The sequence below is a fragment of the Nonomuraea sp. 3N208 genome, from assembly GCF_052245935.1.
Classification (GTDB): Bacteria; Actinomycetota; Actinomycetes; order Streptosporangiales; family Streptosporangiaceae; genus Nonomuraea.
This window is the reverse complement of record NZ_JBQQBR010000002.1, coordinates 162,751-178,347: the sequence shown is the minus strand read 5'-3', so window position 1 is coordinate 178,347 and position 15,597 is coordinate 162,751. Positions and strand designations below refer to the sequence as shown.

General features: G+C 70.1%; 15 protein-coding genes. 1 reads left to right on the top strand and 14 read right to left on the bottom strand.

Annotated elements, in window-relative coordinates; all coding sequences use genetic code 11:
• Positions 1-56: 56 nt before the first annotated feature.
• The 14 genes from ACTWPT_RS03235 to pyrR all read right to left on the bottom strand — a co-directional run bounded on the left by ACTWPT_RS03235 (position 57) and on the right by pyrR (position 14,192).
• Positions 57-299: a hypothetical protein gene (locus ACTWPT_RS03235; RefSeq protein WP_443175701.1), complete on the bottom strand. Its 243-nt coding sequence runs from the start codon at positions 297-299 to the stop codon at positions 57-59.
• 239 nt (positions 300-538) lie between these two features.
• Positions 539-1,945, bottom strand: a complete 1,407-nt coding sequence (gene coaBC / locus ACTWPT_RS03230) for a bifunctional phosphopantothenoylcysteine decarboxylase/phosphopantothenate--cysteine ligase CoaBC (RefSeq protein WP_443175700.1) — start codon at positions 1,943-1,945, stop codon at positions 539-541.
• An 8-nt stretch (positions 1,946-1,953) separates the two neighbouring features.
• The gene (rpoZ, locus tag ACTWPT_RS03225; protein WP_443175699.1) at positions 1,954-2,223 is read right to left on the bottom strand and encodes a DNA-directed RNA polymerase subunit omega; all 270 of its coding nucleotides are present in this window, start codon (positions 2,221-2,223) and stop codon (positions 1,954-1,956) included.
• A 5-nt stretch (positions 2,224-2,228) separates the two neighbouring features.
• Positions 2,229-2,816, bottom strand: coding sequence for a guanylate kinase (gene gmk / locus ACTWPT_RS03220; RefSeq protein WP_443175933.1), 588 nt, complete (start codon positions 2,814-2,816; stop codon positions 2,229-2,231).
• 122 nt (positions 2,817-2,938) lie between these two features.
• Complete coding sequence (mihF, locus tag ACTWPT_RS03215; RefSeq protein ID WP_020541698.1) at positions 2,939-3,262, bottom strand: integration host factor, actinobacterial type; 324 nt, start codon at positions 3,260-3,262, stop codon at positions 2,939-2,941.
• 147 nt (positions 3,263-3,409) lie between these two features.
• On the bottom strand, positions 3,410-3,697 hold the full coding sequence (locus ACTWPT_RS03210) for a hypothetical protein (protein WP_443175698.1): 288 nt from the start codon (positions 3,695-3,697) through the stop codon (positions 3,410-3,412).
• 428 nt (positions 3,698-4,125) lie between these two features.
• Positions 4,126-4,818 (bottom strand): orotidine-5'-phosphate decarboxylase, encoded by a 693-nt coding sequence (gene pyrF / locus ACTWPT_RS03205; RefSeq protein WP_443175697.1) that lies wholly within the window; start codon positions 4,816-4,818, stop codon positions 4,126-4,128.
• A 322-nt stretch (positions 4,819-5,140) separates the two neighbouring features.
• Positions 5,141-6,118 (bottom strand): dihydroorotate dehydrogenase, encoded by a 978-nt coding sequence (locus ACTWPT_RS03200; RefSeq protein WP_443175696.1) that lies wholly within the window; start codon positions 6,116-6,118, stop codon positions 5,141-5,143.
• Positions 6,108-6,974: a dihydroorotate dehydrogenase electron transfer subunit gene (locus tag ACTWPT_RS03195; protein ID WP_443175932.1), complete on the bottom strand. Its 867-nt coding sequence runs from the start codon at positions 6,972-6,974 to the stop codon at positions 6,108-6,110. Before ACTWPT_RS03195 ends, ACTWPT_RS03200 begins: the two co-directional genes overlap by 11 nt.
• A gap of 24 nt (positions 6,975-6,998) precedes the next feature.
• Positions 6,999-10,286: a carbamoyl-phosphate synthase large subunit gene (carB, locus tag ACTWPT_RS03190; RefSeq protein ID WP_443175695.1), complete on the bottom strand. Its 3,288-nt coding sequence runs from the start codon at positions 10,284-10,286 to the stop codon at positions 6,999-7,001.
• 3 nt (positions 10,287-10,289) lie between these two features.
• Complete coding sequence (gene carA, locus ACTWPT_RS03185) at positions 10,290-11,438, bottom strand: glutamine-hydrolyzing carbamoyl-phosphate synthase small subunit (RefSeq protein WP_443175694.1); 1,149 nt, start codon at positions 11,436-11,438, stop codon at positions 10,290-10,292.
• The gene (locus ACTWPT_RS03180) at positions 11,435-12,736 is read right to left on the bottom strand and encodes a dihydroorotase (RefSeq protein ID WP_443175693.1); all 1,302 of its coding nucleotides are present in this window, start codon (positions 12,734-12,736) and stop codon (positions 11,435-11,437) included. Before ACTWPT_RS03180 ends, carA begins: the two co-directional genes overlap by 4 nt.
• Positions 12,733-13,650, bottom strand: coding sequence for an aspartate carbamoyltransferase catalytic subunit (locus tag ACTWPT_RS03175; RefSeq protein WP_443175692.1), 918 nt, complete (start codon positions 13,648-13,650; stop codon positions 12,733-12,735). Before ACTWPT_RS03175 ends, ACTWPT_RS03180 begins: the two co-directional genes overlap by 4 nt.
• Complete coding sequence (pyrR, locus tag ACTWPT_RS03170) at positions 13,647-14,192, bottom strand: bifunctional pyr operon transcriptional regulator/uracil phosphoribosyltransferase PyrR (RefSeq protein WP_443175931.1); 546 nt, start codon at positions 14,190-14,192, stop codon at positions 13,647-13,649. The genes ACTWPT_RS03175 and pyrR overlap by 4 nt, the downstream gene beginning before the upstream one ends.
• Before the next feature lie 160 nt (positions 14,193-14,352).
• On the opposite strand from pyrR, the gene ACTWPT_RS03165 reads away from it, so the two are divergent.
• Positions 14,353-15,597, top strand: a complete 1,245-nt coding sequence (locus tag ACTWPT_RS03165) for an arginine deiminase (protein ID WP_443175691.1) — start codon at positions 14,353-14,355, stop codon at positions 15,595-15,597.

The following is a 15,597-nucleotide window of genomic DNA, read 5'->3' as shown; positions in this document are numbered from 1 at the left end:
CGAAGTCTAGCCCTACCCGGTGCCGGGTGGTGAAACCGACACTACCCCGTCACCGATCACAGGTCGGGGAGGGGATCGGGAGGCAGGGTCTCCGGAGCGAAGATCTCCGCGTCGGCGGCCGAGACCACCGCCGCGTACTCCTCGTCGAACTCGAACGCCACCGAGCCCAGCTCGATGATCGGTCCAGGCAGGATAGGACCCAGCCTGGTGTGCCGCGGGAACTCCGCGAACACCGACACCGGCCGGTCGCTCCTGAGCGTTCTGGTGGCCAGCACCGCTATGGACGCGTCCGTGACCACAATCAGGAAATGCCCCGTTCCCGCCGGACTTGAGGCTAATGCCGGGAAGACGTATTGGATCTCCCCTTGGTCCCCGAGCAATGTCCTACAACGATCCCTGACAGCGGAACCCACCGGCATTCTGTCCCCCTTCGACCCAAGTATCCGTAGGCGTCCGGGGGTGTTGCAACATCTGATCGGGTAATCGGTCTTGCACTATTTGTACGATCTACGCCTTATGCGTCATGCGCCGTCCGCGCTCAGCCGAGGCGTGCGGCGACCAGATCCCAGACGGCGTCGGCGACGTCTTCCTTGGGCCCGAGCGGCACCTCGACCGGCTCTCCGCCCGCGACGAGCACGGTGGCCGCGTTGTCGGGGGTGCCGAAGGCCAGCCCCTCCCCGACGCGGTTGACGACCAGCAGATCACAGCCCTTGCGTGCGAGCTTGGCCCGTCCATTGGCGAGCACGTCGTGTGTCTCGGCCGCAAACCCGACGATCACCAGCGGGTACGCCCCGCGTCCGGGTTGTGAGCCCTCAGCGTCCAGCCCGAGCTCGGCGCCACCGGCCCCCACGGCCGTTCGCCCAGTTTGCCCCTGCTCCTGGCCGCCCGATGTCGCACCGGCGCCCGATCCCACCTCGGCACGAACGCTGCCGTCCGCGTGCGGGAGCAGGTCGCCGCCCACAAGGGCCGCTCCGTCCGCCGTCCCCGCCCGGAGGGCGGCGTCCCGCGCCTGGCGGCGGCGCTCGCCCAGCTCGGCCAGGATGTCGGGGTTCTTGGCCAGATGGATGGGCTCCGGCTCCGCATCCGTCTTCTTGATCTTCGCCTCGTGCCGCGCCGCCGGCCGGAAGTCGGCCACGGCCGCGGCCATCACCACCACGTCGGCGTCGTCCGAGGCGGACAGCACCGCCTCACGCATCTGGGCCGCCGACTCCACCCGCACCACGGTGGCCCCGGCCGGATCGGGCAGCGCGACGTTCGCGGCCACGAGGGTCACCTCGGCGCCCCGCGCGACCGCCGTGCGGGCCAGCGCGTAACCCTGCAGGCCCGAGGACCGGTTGCCGATGTAGCGGACCGGATCGATCGCTTCGCGGGTGCCGCCGGCGGACACCACGATCTTGCGCCCGGTCAGGTCGCGCGGCCGGCCCCGCAGCACGCGGAGGCAGACCTGGAAGATCTCGGCGGGGTCGGGCAGGCGGCCGGGCCCCGTGTCGGCACCGGTGAGCCGCCCGACGGCCGGGTCGATCACGACGGCGCCGCGCTCGCGCAGGGTCGAGACGTTGGCGCGGGTGGCGGGATGCTGCCACATCTCGGTGTGCATCGCGGGCGCGAACACGACCGGGCACGTCGCGGTCAGCAGCGTGTTGGTGAGCAGGTCGCCGGCCAGCCCGTGCGCGGCCCTGGCCAGCACGTCGGCGGTCGCCGGCGCCACCACGACGAGGTCGGCCTGCTTGCCGATCCGCACGTGGGGCACCTCGTGAACGTCGTCCCACACCTCGGCCGACACGGGGTTGCCCGACAGGGCGGCCCAGGTGGGCGCGCCCACGAACTTGAGGGCTTCGCGGGTCGGGACGACCCGCACCTCGTGCCCGGACTCGGTGAACAGGCGCAGCAGCTCACACGCCTTGTACGCGGCGATGCCGCCGCTGACGCCGAGGACGACCTTCATCGAAGGGGTCAGACCGCGCCTTCGATGGGCTCGGCGTTGAGCAGGCCCTCGGAGACCTCGCGCAGCGCGATGGACAACGGCTTCTCCTGGGCGTGCGTCTCGACCAGCGGGCCGACGTATTCCAGCAGACCCTCGCCGAGCTGGGAGTAGTAGGCGTTGATCTGGCGAGCGCGCTTGGCGCCCATGATCACCAGGGAGTATTTGCTGTCGACGATGTCGAGCAGGGCGTCGATCGGCGGGTTGGTGATGCCCTCCGGCGCCGCGGTGGTGCCTGGCACGATGGTCAGACCTCTCGGTTGGTGGTTGTCGTGACCCCCTGAGGGTCAGTCATCAAGGCTATCAGCCGGTGGCACACATCTTGGACGCTCGTGTTGACCAGCGTCAGGTCGAACTCCGACTCGGCCGCCATCTCGATCCGCCCGGCCTCCAGGCGGCGTGCGATGACGTCCTCGGGCTCGGTGCCGCGCCCGCGCAGCCGCTTCTCCAGCTCCTCCCAGGAGGGCGGGGCCAGGAAGATCAGCAGCGCCTCCGGCATGGTCCTGCGTACCTGCCTGGCGCCCTCGAGGTCGATCTCGAGCAGGGTGGGCACGCCCTCGGCGAGCTTCTTCAGCACGGGCTCGCGCGGTGTGCCATAGCGGTTGCCCGCGAACTCCGCCCACTCGAGCAGCGCGCCGGCCTCCACCAGCCGGTCGAACTCCTCGCCGTCGACGAAGAAGTAGTGGACCCCGTTGACCTCGCCGGGCCGGGGCCTCCTGGTGGTCACCGAGACCGACAGCCACACCTCAGGGTGTGCCCGCCGGAACTCGGCGACGACCGTGGACTTGCCGACGCCCGACGGCCCTGAAAGGACCGTCAGCCGCCGTTCGCTCATGGGCAGGAATCCGACCTCCGCCCCCGATCCGAGCGCCTCGTGGGCACTGACATCGCCGGACCAGGACCTCTCGGTCACTTTCCTACCCCCCGTTGAACCTGCGCTTTCGTGTGGAACAGAGATTAGCTCTCGTTGCCACCGAACTCGCGCTCGAGGGAGGCCCTCTGGTTCGCACCGAGCCCCCGCACGCGGCGGGACTCGGCGATGGCAAGCCGCTCCATGAGCTGTTTGGCGCGGACCTTGCCCACGCCGGGGAGCGATTCCAACAAAGCCGACACCTTCATCTTGCCGATGACGTCGTCGGTCTGCCCATCCTTGAGCACCTCAGCCAGAGAAACCGCGCCATGCTTGAGCCGGTTCTTGACCTCGGCACGCTCTTTACGGGCCTTGGCAGCCTTCTCCAGGGCTGCGGCGCGCTGCTCAGGGGTCAGGGGAGGAAGAGCCACGCCGGGTCACCTCGAATTTCTGTCGATGTACTCGGACGGGAAGGGAAACTAGCTGGTCATCGCCCTCTTAGCAACGTCAAGCGCGGTTTCTCTCCCCACAAAATCCACTTCATCACTTTGCGTGATTGCAAAATAACACAGTGCTGATCAAATCGCCCTCACTTCAGGGTTCACGCGTCGGCGCGCGACGATGTCGCGAAACGCAACGATGATCACATTCCAGTCATCACCCAATGTCCGAAACCAGCCCCGGACCAGGCCCGAAATCCTGATCAAGAACCGCGCCAACAACATTTGGATCTTGTCCGCGAGACCCGCTATGATCTTGCAAGCAACCCCGCGCAAACCCTCGCGACGGGCCGCCCGCTCACCACGGCGTCGGTCAAGCACGCGTTCGTCACGGCGAGCAACCCGTGAGCCTTCACGATCGGCCATGACAGACGGCAACGGGGTACGGCGCGTGCGGGCAACGTGGCTTGCCGTAAAGGATCTTCTGTTGGGTACGGCCGGCACCTGGCGACAGACCCCAGCACGCAACGACCGCGCCTCCAAGGCGCGGAACACCGCTTACCGGGGCAAGGAAACGCCGCACGGCTCGGGCGCGCACGGCCCACGCCCCCCGGCGCAGAACCACTAAGCGGGCCCGGAGGCGCGGGCGGCCGAACCGACGGCTGATGTAGGCGAAGTCGGTGTCGGGTCAGGAAGGGCGGTCGGTGTCGGGTCAGGAAGGGCGGTCGGTGTCGGGTCAGGAAGGGCGGTCGGTGTCGGGTCAGGAAGGGCGGAGGGAGGCGGCGATGGCGGCGGCGGCTGCGGCGCACGAGTCCGGGGAGCCCGATGGGGCGGCCGATGACGAGCAGGTCGGGCTAGGAGGCGCGGCGGAGGGACGCGGCGATGGCGGCGGCTGCGGCGCCCGGGTCCGGGGAGCCCGTGATGGGGCGGCCGATGACGAGCAGGTCGGCGCCGTCCGCCAATGCCTGCTCAGGCGTGGCCACCCGCATCTGGTCCTGCGTGGCCGCCCCGGCGGGCCGCACGCCGGGCGTGATGAGCGTGATGCCGCCCCCCACCTCGGCTCGCACCGCCGACACCTCGTTGGGCGAGCACACCAGCGCCGTGGCGCCCGCCTCCACCGACAGGGTGGCCAGGCGGCGCACCGCCTCGTCGGCGGGACCGGCAAGCCCGATGCGGCCCAGGTCGGACTCAGTGAGCGAGGTCAGGATCGTCACCGCGGCGATCTTGGTGTGGGGCGCGGATTCCACGGCGGCCCGGATCATGGCGGGTCCGCCGGCCGCGTGGACCGTGAGGATCGCAGGCCGCAGCCGGGCGACGGCGCGGGCGGCGCCGGCGACGGTGTTCGGGATGTCGTGCAGCTTGAGGTCGAGGAACACCTGCACGCCGCTGGCGCCCCGCACGGAGGCGATCACGTCGGGACCGTAGCGGAGGTAGAGCTCCAGGCCCACCTTGACCGTGCTGACGTGGGGTGTCACCAGGGCCGCCCAATGGGCGGCGGTCTCCAGGTCGGGAGCATCGAGGGCGACGGCGATCGGTGCGGGAGTCAAGGCGTGCTCTCCTCGGTTTCTGAAGTCAAGACGTGCTCTCCTCGGTTTCTGAGTCAAGGCGTGCGACCTCGAAGCCAAGGAGTCAATCGGTGCTCTCCCCGAACCGGGGGAGCCACGAGGCGCCCTCCCCGGCATCGCGAAGACATGAGGTGCCCTCCTGGAGCCACAACATGCCCTCCCCGGACGTGAGGAGCACTCAGGAGGCCGCCCTCGGCCTGGGAGGCATCAAGCCGTCCACCCCGGTGTTGGACCGGTGCTGGTCGATATGGGGCGGCGAGACGCGTCCAGGGTCGAGAAGGTGCGAGGGGCGCTCGTCGGTGCGTCAAGGCGTGCTCTCCTCGGTGTCGACGAGCAGGTGCCGGGGGGCGCTCCCCGGCGGCCGGTGGGCCAGCCCCACGGCGTCGGCGAGCCGCTGGAGCCCGCGAGCCCTCAGCAGGTCCTCAAGCTCGCGTTCGATGCGCAGGCACGCGTACGGGTCGTGGAACAACGCGGTGCCAACACCGACCACACAAGCGCCCGCCAGCACGAGCTGGAAGGCGTCCCTGCCGCTCATCACCCCGCCGATCCCGATCAGCGGCACTCCAGGCAGCGCGGCGTGGACCTGCCACACACACCGCACGGCCAGCGGCAGGACGGCGGGCCCTGACAGCCCGCCGGTGACGGCGGCGAGCGAGGGCCGCAGCGTCTCGGTGTCGATGGCCATGCCCAGCGGGTTGTTGATCATGGAGAGCGCGTCCGCGCCGGCGTCCACGCAGGCCCGCGCGACCGCGACGATGTCCGCCACGTCGGGCGCGAGCTTGGCCACGACCGGCACGTCGTAGCGCATGATGGAGCGCACGGAGGCGATCACCTCGGCCGCCGAGCTGCCCTCGCGGGCGAAGACCCGCCCGCGGTCCTCCATGTTCGGGCAGGAGAGGTTGACCTCCAGCGCGGTCACCCCGGGCGCGTCGGCGAGTCTGCGGGCCAGCTCGGAGTATTCGGCGACGGTGCCGCCGCCGATGGAGACGATGGTCTTGATCCCGCGCTGGGCCAGCCAGGGCAGCTCGCGTTCCAGGAACGCGTCGATGCCCGGCCCCTGCAGCCCCACGGCGTTGAGCATGCCCGAGGGCGTCTCGGCCATGCGGGGCGTGGGCCGCCCGGCGCGCGGCGCCATGGTGATCGAGCGGGTGGTGAGCGCCCCGAGCCGGTGCAGGTCGAAGAACTGGGCCAGCTCCCGCCCGGAGGAGGCGCACCCGGCAGCCGTGGTGATCGGGTTCGCCAGCTCCACATGCGCCAGAAATGTCCGCATATCAACTGACATGTCGTGCACCGCCTCCGGGGGCGCCGAGCGCGTCGAACGGGATCGTTCCCACGTCCTCGAAACGCACCCGCTCCCCCCGGAACACCGGCCCCTCAGCGCAGGCCCGGACCATCCTGGTGGCCCCGTCGTCCCCGATGACCGGTATCACGCACGTCATGCACACCCCGATGCCACAGGCCATCTGCTCCTCGACCGCCACCTGCACCGGGATGTCGAACTCCATCCCCACCGCCGTCACGGCCCGCAGGGTCTCCATGGGCGCGCAAGCATAGACGGCGTCGGCCCGCGTGTCGGCGATCACCGAGGGCAGCGCGTCGGTGACCTTGCCCCGCAGCCCGAGCGAGCCGTCCTCAGTGGTCAGCGTGGTGGTCTCGGCGATCCTGCGGGCTCGCATGGCACCGAAGACCCGCTCCGCCCCGGCCCCGCCCAGCACGAAGTCCACCCGGCAGCCCCGCGCCAGCAGCGCGTCGGCGAGCGGGAACAGCACGGCGGAGCCGTACTCGGCGCCCACCAGCACGCAGTGCACGGGGTCGCGCGGCAGCGGAAAAGGGCGGCCGAGCGGCCCCACCAGGTCGAGCGTGTCGCGGGCGCGCCGTTCGGCCAGCCAGTCCGTGCCGCGCCCGCCGGCGGTGAAGACGAGCTCGACCGTGCCGCCGTAGTCGGACTTGACGTCATGGATGGAGAACGCGCGGCGCGTCACCATCGACGTGTGGGCCCCGCCGACGGCCACGGAGACGAAGTGACCGGGGCGGAAGCGCTCGGCGATGCCGGGCGCCACCACCGTCAGCGCATGGTAGGCGTCGACCCGGCGCGTTGTCAGCACCGTGCCCGTCACCTGCACTGGAGTGCCGGCCAGTCGTCTTCACCTCCCGTGCGGGTGTCAGCCCCGGAGAGCCTGCGCGTGCTCCTGGAGAGACCGTACGCCGACGTCACCGCGCACGATGGCCTGGATGCCAGCCGCCGCCGCGGCGAGTCCCGCCACCGTGGTGATGCACGGGACGCCGCGCAGCACGGCGGCCGTGCGGATCTCGTAGCCGTCGAGCCGCGGCCCCGACTGCCCCGGGCTGCCGAAGGGCGTGTTGATGATCAGGTCGACCTCGCCGTCGAGAATGGCTTGCACGCTCGTAGGCTCACCTCCTGGCCCCGGTCCCTCGCTCTGCTTTCGCACGATCTTGGCATGGACGCCGTTGCGGCGCAGCACCTCGGCCGTGCCCTCGGTGGCGAGGATCTCGAAGCCCAGATCCGCGAGCGCCTTCACCGGGAAGATCATCGCACGCTTATCCCTGTTGGCCACGGATACGAACGCGCGTCCCTTCGTGGGAAGTTCGCCGTAGGCGCCGGCCTGCGACTTGGCGTAGGCGATCCCGAAGAACTCGTCGATGCCCATGACCTCGCCCGTGGAGCGCATCTCCGGCCCCAGGACGATGTCCACGCCGCGGAACCGGTTGAACGGCAGCACCGCCTCCTTGACCGCGATGGACGCGTCCATGGGCAGCGTGCCGCCGTCCCCGGTGGCCGGCAGCATGCCTTCCTCCCGCAGCTCGGCGATGGTGGTGCCGAGCATCACCCGCGCCGCCGCCTTGGCCAGCGGCACCGCCGTGGCCTTGGACACGAACGGCACGGTACGGGAGGCACGCGGGTTGGCCTCCAGGACGTAGAGGACGCCGGCGGACATGGCGTACTGGACGTTGAGCAGCCCGCGCACGCCCACCCCGCGGGCGATGGCCTCGGTGGCGGCGCGGATGCGCTTGATGTCGTGGCCGCCGAGCGTGATGGGCGGCAACGCGCACGCCGAGTCGCCGGAGTGGATCCCGGCCTCCTCGATGTGCTCCATCACGCCGCCGAGATACAGCTCGGAGCCGTCGTAGAGGGCGTCGACGTCGATCTCGATGGCCTCGTCGAGGAACTTGTCGACCAGCACCGGGTGGCCGCCCTCCTGGGCCGCCATGTAGGTGGTGAGCGTCTCGTCGTCGTACACGATGGCCATGCCGGCCCCGCCGAGCACGTACGAGGGGCGCACGAGCACGGGGTAGCCGATCTCGTCGGCGATCTCCAGCGCCTCGGCCACGGTCAGCGCGGTGCCGTGCTTGGGCGCGGGCAGGCCCGCCTCGGCCAGCACCCGCCCGAACGCGCCGCGTTCCTCGGCCAGGTGGATCGACTCCGGCGAAGTGCCCACGACGGGCACGCCGGCGTCCTTGAGCGCCTGCGCCAGGCCGAGCGGCGTCTGGCCGCCGAGCTGCACGATCACGCCCGCGACCGGCCCGGTCTGCTGCTCGGCGTGCACCACCTCAAGGACGTCCTCCAGCGTGAGCGGCTCGAAGTAGAGCCGGTCGGAGGTGTCGTAGTCGGTGGAGACGGTCTCCGGGTTGCAGTTGACCATGACGGTCTCGAACCCGGCCCTGGACAGCTCGAACGAGGCGTGCACGCACGCGTAGTCGAACTCGATGCCCTGCCCGATGCGGTTGGGCCCGGAGCCGAGGATGATGACCTTCTGCCGCTCCCCGGAGGGGACCTCGCTCTCCTCGTCGTAGGTCGAGTAGAGGTAGGGGGTCTTCGCGGCGAACTCGGCCGCGCACGTGTCCACGGTGTTGTAGACCGGGCGGAGGCCGAGCGCGTGCCGCAGGTCGCGGACCCGGGCCTCGTCGATGCCGCGGATCTCGCCGATCTGCGCGTCGCTGAAGCCGTGGTGCTTGGCCCGCAGGAGCACCTCGGCGGTCAGCTCGGCCGCCCCGGCGATCTCCCGCGCCTCCTCGTCGAGCAGGAAGAGCTGGTCGATGAACCACGGGTCGACATTCGTCGCCGTGAACAGTTCCTCGGGCGTGGCGCCGGCGCGGATGGCCTGCTGCATGGTGCGCAGCCGCCCGTCGTGCGGGGTGCGGCACGCCTCCAGCAGCTGGGACTTCTCCCCGGGCGAGCCCGCCCAGGTGAAGGACGAGTCCTTCTTCTCCAGCGACCGCAGCGCCTTCTGCAGCGCCTCGGGGAAGGACCGGCCGATGGCCATCGCCTCGCCCACCGACTTCATGTGCGTCGTGAGCGTCTCGTCGGCCCCGCGGAACTTCTCGAACGCGAACCGCGGCACCTTGACCACGATGTAGTCGAGCGTCGGCTCGAAGGAGGCCGGGGTCTCCTTGGTGATGTCGTTGGGGATCTCGTCGAGCGTGTAGCCGATGGCCAGCTTGGCCGCGATCTTCGCGATCGGGAACCCGGTGGCCTTCGAGGCCAGGGCGCTCGACCGGGACACACGCGGGTTCATCTCGATGACGATCATGCGCCCGGTGCGCGGGTCCACCGCGAACTGGATGTTGCAGCCGCCGGTGTCCACGCCGACCTCGCGGATGACCGCGATGGCGACGTCTCGCATGTTCTGGTATTCGCGGTCGGTCAGGGTCAGCGCGGGCGCGACGGTGACGCTGTCACCGGTGTGCACGCCCATCGGGTCGATGTTCTCGATGGAGCACACGATGACCACGTTGTCGTGCTTGTCGCGCATGACCTCGAGCTCGTACTCCTTCCACCCGAGGATCGACTCCTCCAGGAGCACTTCCGTGGTCGGCGAGGCGTCGAGCCCGGACCCGGCGATGCGCCGCAGCTCCGTCTCGTCGTAGGCGAAGCCGGAGCCGACGCCGCCCATCGTGAACGACGGCCTGACGACGAGCGGGTAGCCCAGCTCGTCCGCGGCGGCCAGGACCTCGTCCATCGTGTGGCAGATGACCGACCTGGCCGACTCGGCGTTGAGCCCGTGCTCGCGGGCCACCTTGGCGACGATCTCCTTGAACCGCTCGCGGTTCTCGCCCGCCTGGATCGCGTCGAAGTCCGCGCCGATCAGCTCGACCTCGTACTTCTCCAGCACGCCCGACTCGTGCAGCGCGACCGCCGTGTTGAGCGCGGTCTGGCCGCCCAGGGTCGGCAGCAGCGCGTCGGGCCGCTCCTTGGCGATGATCTTCTCGACGAACTCGGGGGTGATCGGCTCGACGTAGGTCGCGTCGGCGAACTCGGGGTCCGTCATGATCGTCGCCGGGTTGCTGTTGACCAGGATGACGCGGAAGCCCTCGGCTCGCAGCACCCGGCACGCCTGGGTGCCCGAGTAGTCGAACTCGCACGCCTGGCCGATCACGATCGGGCCCGACCCGATCACCAGGACAGACCTGATGTCTTCACGCTTGGGCACGGCTCATGACCTCGCAGAACTCGTCGAAATCGGACGCTGTGCGGCGTCGTGCTGCACGGACGCCATCACCGAGCAGAACTCGTCGAAAAGGTAGGCGGCGTCGTGCGGCCCGGCCGCGGCCTCGGGGTGGTATTGGACGCTGAAGGCCCGCCCGTCCAGCAGGCGCAGCCCCTCCACGCAGCGGTCGTTGAGGTTGACGTGGCTGACCTCAGCCTGCCCGTACGGGGTGTCGAACGGTCCGTCGAGCGGCGCGTCCACCGCGAACCCGTGGTTGTGCGCCGAGATCTCCACCTTCCCGGTCCGAACGTCCTGCACCGGCTGGTTGACGCCGCGGTGCCCGTAACGCAGCTTGTACGTCGACAGTCCCAGGGCCCTGCCGAAGATCTGGTTGCCGAAGCAGATGCCGAAGAACGGCACCCGGGCCTCCAGGACCTTCTGCAGGACGGAGACGTCCACGGTGGACGGGTCCCCTGGCCCGTTGGACAGGAACACCCCGTCCGGCTGGACCGCCATGATCTGCTCGAACGTGGCGTCCGCCAGCAGCACGTGCACCTCGCAGCCGCGCTCGGCCATCCGGTGCGGCGTCATGCCCTTGATGCCGAGGTCCACGGCGGCGACGGTGAACTTCTTCGCACCGATCGCCGGGACGACGTACGGCTCGGTCGTGGCCACCTCGGGCGCCAGGGCGGCGCCCTCCATGCGCGGCGACTGCCGCACCCGCTCGACCAGCTCCTGGACCGGCGCCGCGGGCGCGGTGAAGATGCCGGCGCGCATGGCGCCGCGCTCGCGCAGGTGACGGGTGAGCGCGCGGGTGCCCGAGATGGCGATCCCGACGACGCCCTGCTCCTTGAGGTAGTCGTCCAGCGAGCGGTTGGCCCGCCAGTTGGAGACGATCCTGGACGGCTCGCGCACGACGTAGCCGGCCACCCAGACCCGCCGGGACTCGGGGTCCTCGTCGTTGACGCCCGTGTTGCCGATGTGCGGCGCCGTCATGGCGACGATCTGCCGGTGGTAGGAGGGGTCCGTGAGGGTCTCCTGGTAGCCGGTCATGCCGGTGTTGAAGACCATCTCGCCGAACGTCTCGCCTTCGGCGCCGTATGGAGATCCGTGGAAGACGCGGCCGTCTTCCAGGACGAGCACCGCTGTGTTCAAACCAGCTTCCCTTCGAGTACGGTCGGCCTGCCGCGCAGGAACGTGGCCACCACCCTGCCAGGCAACGTCATCCCCTCGTACGGGGTGTTCCTGCTCTTCGACGCGAAGGCGGACGGATCCACCTCGGTGCGCACGGCCGGGTCGTAGAGCGTGATGTTGGCCGGAGCCCCGACCTCCAGCGGCTGTCCCTGCCCGGCCAGGCGGCCGATACGCGCGGGCGTGACGGACATGCGCTGGGCGACGCCCGCCCAGTCCAGCAGCCCGGTCTCGACCATGGCCTCCTGGACCACGCTCAGCGCGGTCTCCAGGCCGACCATGCCCATGGCCGCGGCCGACCACTCGGTCTCCTTGTCCTCGACCGGGTGGGGCGCGTGGTCGGTGGCGACGATGTCGATCGTGCCGTCGGCCAGCGCGGCGCGCAGCGCCTCGACGTCGGCGCGGGTGCGCAGCGGCGGGTTGACCTTGTAGATCGGGTTGTACGCGCCGACCGGCGACTCCTCGACCAGGTCGTCGGTGAGCAGCAGGTGGTGCGGAGTGACCTCGGCGGTGACGTTCCAGCCCTTGGACTTGGCCCAGCGGATGATCTCGACCGAGCCTGCGGTGGACAGGTGGCAGACGTGCAGCCGGGAGCCGACGTGGGCGGCCAGCAGGCAGTCGCGGGCGATGATCGCCTCCTCGGCGACCGCGGGCCACCCGGTCAGGCCGAGCCTGCCGGAGATGACGCCCTCGTTCATCTGGGCGCCTTCGGTCAGCCTGGGCTCCTGAGCGTGCTGGGCGACGACGCCGTCGAACGCCTTGACGTACTCCAGGGCGCGGCGCATCAGCACCGCGTCGTCCACGCACTTGCCGTCGTCGGAGAAGACCCGCACGCGGGCGGCCGAGTCGGCCATCGCGCCGAGCTCGGCCAGGTTCCTGCCCTGCAGGCCAACGGTGACGGCCCCGACGGGATGCACGTCGCAGTGCCCGAACTCGCGCCCGAGCCGCCACACCTGCTCGACGACGCCGGCGGTGTCGGCGACGGGCGAGGTGTTGGCCATGGCGTGCACGGCGGTGTAGCCACCGCGAGCCGCCGACTGGGTGCCGGTCTGCACGGTCTCGGCGTCCTCACGCCCCGGCTCGCGCAGGTGCGTGTGCAGGTCCACCAGCCCCGGAAGCGCAATCGTGCCCCGGCCGTCGACCGCGAGATCGTCTCCGTCCGCCTGGGGGTCGGCGGGCGTGATCGCGGTGATCGCCCCATCTGCGACCCGGATGTCGACGAGCTCCCCGCCCAGAATCCTGACGTTGCGAATAATGGTCACGCGCTCTCTCCCCCGAGCAGCAGGTACAGGACGGCCATGCGGATGGTCACGCCGTTGGCGACCTGCTCCACGATCGTCGACCGCGCCGAGTCGGCCACCTCGGCGGCGATCTCCATCCCCCGGTTCATCGGCCCGGGGTGCATGACGATCGCGTCGTCCGGCATCTTGGCGAACCGCTCCCGGTCCAGCCCGTACCGGCGGGAGTATTCACGCTCGCTCGGGAAGTACGCGGCGTTCATCCGCTCCTTCTGCACCCGCAGCATCATCACCACGTCCGACTTGGGCAACACCGCGTCGAGGTCGTAGGACACCTCGCACGGCCAGGTCCCGATCGACACGGGCAGCAGCGTCGGCGGGGCCACCAGCGTGACCTCGGCGCCGAGCGTGTGGAGCAGCAGCACGTTGGAGCGGGCGACCCGGCTGTGCAGGACGTCGCCGACGATCGTGACCTTGCGCCCTTCGAGCCCGCCCAGGCGGCGGCGCATGGAGAAGGCGTCGAGCAGCGCCTGCGTGGGGTGCTCGTGGGTGCCGTCGCCGGCGTTGACGACGCTGCCGCGCACCCAGGTGGCCAGGCGGTGCGGCGCGCCCGAGGCGCTGTGGCGGATCACGACCGCGTCTGCGCCCATGGCCTCGAGGGTGAGCGCGGTGTCCTTGAGCGACTCGCCCTTGGACACGCTCGACCCCTTGGCCGAGAAGTTGATCACGTCGGCGGACAGCCTCTTGGCAGCCGCCTCGAACGAGATGCGGGTCCGCGTGGAGTCCTCGAAGAACAGGTTGACCACGGTGCGGCCGCGCAGCGTCGGCAGCTTCTTGATGGACCGTTCCGTCACCCTCGCCAGCTCCTCGGCGGTGTCGAGGATGAGCAGCGCGTCGTCCTTGGTGAGGTCGCCCGCGGAGATCAGATGCCGGTTCACCTGGCGTCCCCCTTCATGAGCAGCACGGCGTCGCGCCCGTCGATCTCCTGCAGGTAGACCTTGACCTTCTCGCTCTTGGCCGTGGGGAGGTTCTTGCCGACGTAGTCGGCGCGGATGGGCAGCTCGCGGTGGCCGCGGTCGACCAGGGTGGCGAGCTGGACGGCGGTGGGGCGGCCGAGGTCGTTGAGCGCGTCCAGGGCGGCCCGCACGGTGCGGCCGGAGTAGAGCACGTCGTCGACGAGGACGACGATCTTGTCATCGATGCCGTCGGCCGGCAGCTCGGTGCGGCCGAGCGGACGGGCCGGCTTGAGCCGCAGGTCGTCGCGGTACATCGTGATGTCGATCGAGCCGACGGGGATCTTGACGCCTTCGAACTGCTCGATGCGGTCGCCGAGGCGGCGGGCCAGCGTGGCGCCGCGGGTCGGGATGCCGAGGAGGACGACGTCGCCTGCGCCCTTGGTGCGCTCGAGGATCTCGTGCGCGATGCGGGTCAGCGCCCGGTGGACATCCGGGGCTTCCAGGACGGCCCTGGGGTCGGACATGACGAAGCTCACCACCTTTCCCGCCTCACGGGACGGGTCTTAAAAGGGTGTTGGTCGGGACACACAGTACCAGGGGCTACCAGCAACAACGCGAGTGCCCTCCCGCGCCTCCCCGCGATGTCCCGGGTACATCAGGCCTTCCGGAGGGGATATCGCAAGGATGACATTCCACGTGGACTCGGAGGTCGGGCGGCTGCGGCAGGTCCTCCTCCACAAGCCCGATCTGGCGCTCAAGCGGCTGACCCCGGCGAACAAGGACGAGTTCCTGTTCGACGACGTGCTGTGGGTGCAACGCGCGATGGAGGAGCACGAGGAGTTCCAGCACGTGCTGCGCGAGCGGGGCATCACGGTCCACCTGCTGGACGTCCTGCTGCGGGAGACGGTCGACATTCCCGAGGCTCGCAAGCACATCCTCGACGCGGTCGTCGACGAGCGGTGGCTGGGCCCGGTGGGAATCGACGACGTCCGCAACACGCTCGACGCCATGGACGCGGCGACGCTCCAGCTCTACCTGACCGGCGGCATCACCAAGGGGGAACTGGCCGAGTTGGGCTGCGACCCCCAATCTGTGACATTCCACACCATGGGGGACGACGACTTCATCCTGCCGCCGCTGCCCAACCACCTGTTCACCCGCGACACCTCCTGCTGGGTGTACGACGGCGTGTCGATCAACGCGATGCGGAAGAAGGCCCGCATGCGGGAGACGGTCAACATGGAGGCCGTCTACATGTATCACCCGACGTTCGCCGCCGGGTTCAACCGGCCGGAGCACGGCGGCTTCCACTGCTGGATGCCCGGCCACGCGGTCGCGCCGGCCACCATGGAGGGCGGCGACGTGCTCGTCATCGGGCGCGGCGCGGTGCTCATCGGGATCAGTGAGCGCACCCAGCCGCAGGCGGTCGAGATGTTCGCGCAGCAGTTGTTCAGTGCCGGCTCGGCACACAAGATCGTGGCGCTGGACATGCCGAAGGCGCGGGCGTTCATGCATCTCGACACGGTGATGACGATGCTGGACGTGGGCGTGTTCACCAAGTACGCGGGCCTGGGGATGCTGCCGGCGTACACCATCGAGCCCGGCGGCACCCACAAGGAGCTCAAGTTCACCGACCACCCGCCGCAGGACATGCACAAAGCCATCGCCCACGCCTTGGACATGGCCGACATCACGGTGCTCACCGCGACGCAGGACGTGCGGGCCGCGGCGCGGGAGCAGTGGGACGACGGCTGCAACGGGCTGGCGCTGGAACCCGGCGTGGTCGTCGCCTACGAGCGCAACACCACCACGAACAACTACCTGCGCGACAACGGCATCGAGGTCATCACGATCAGGGGCAGCGAACTCGGCCGGGGGCGGGGCGGGCCGCGCTGCATGAGCTGCCCGCTCGAACGGGACGGGATCTGA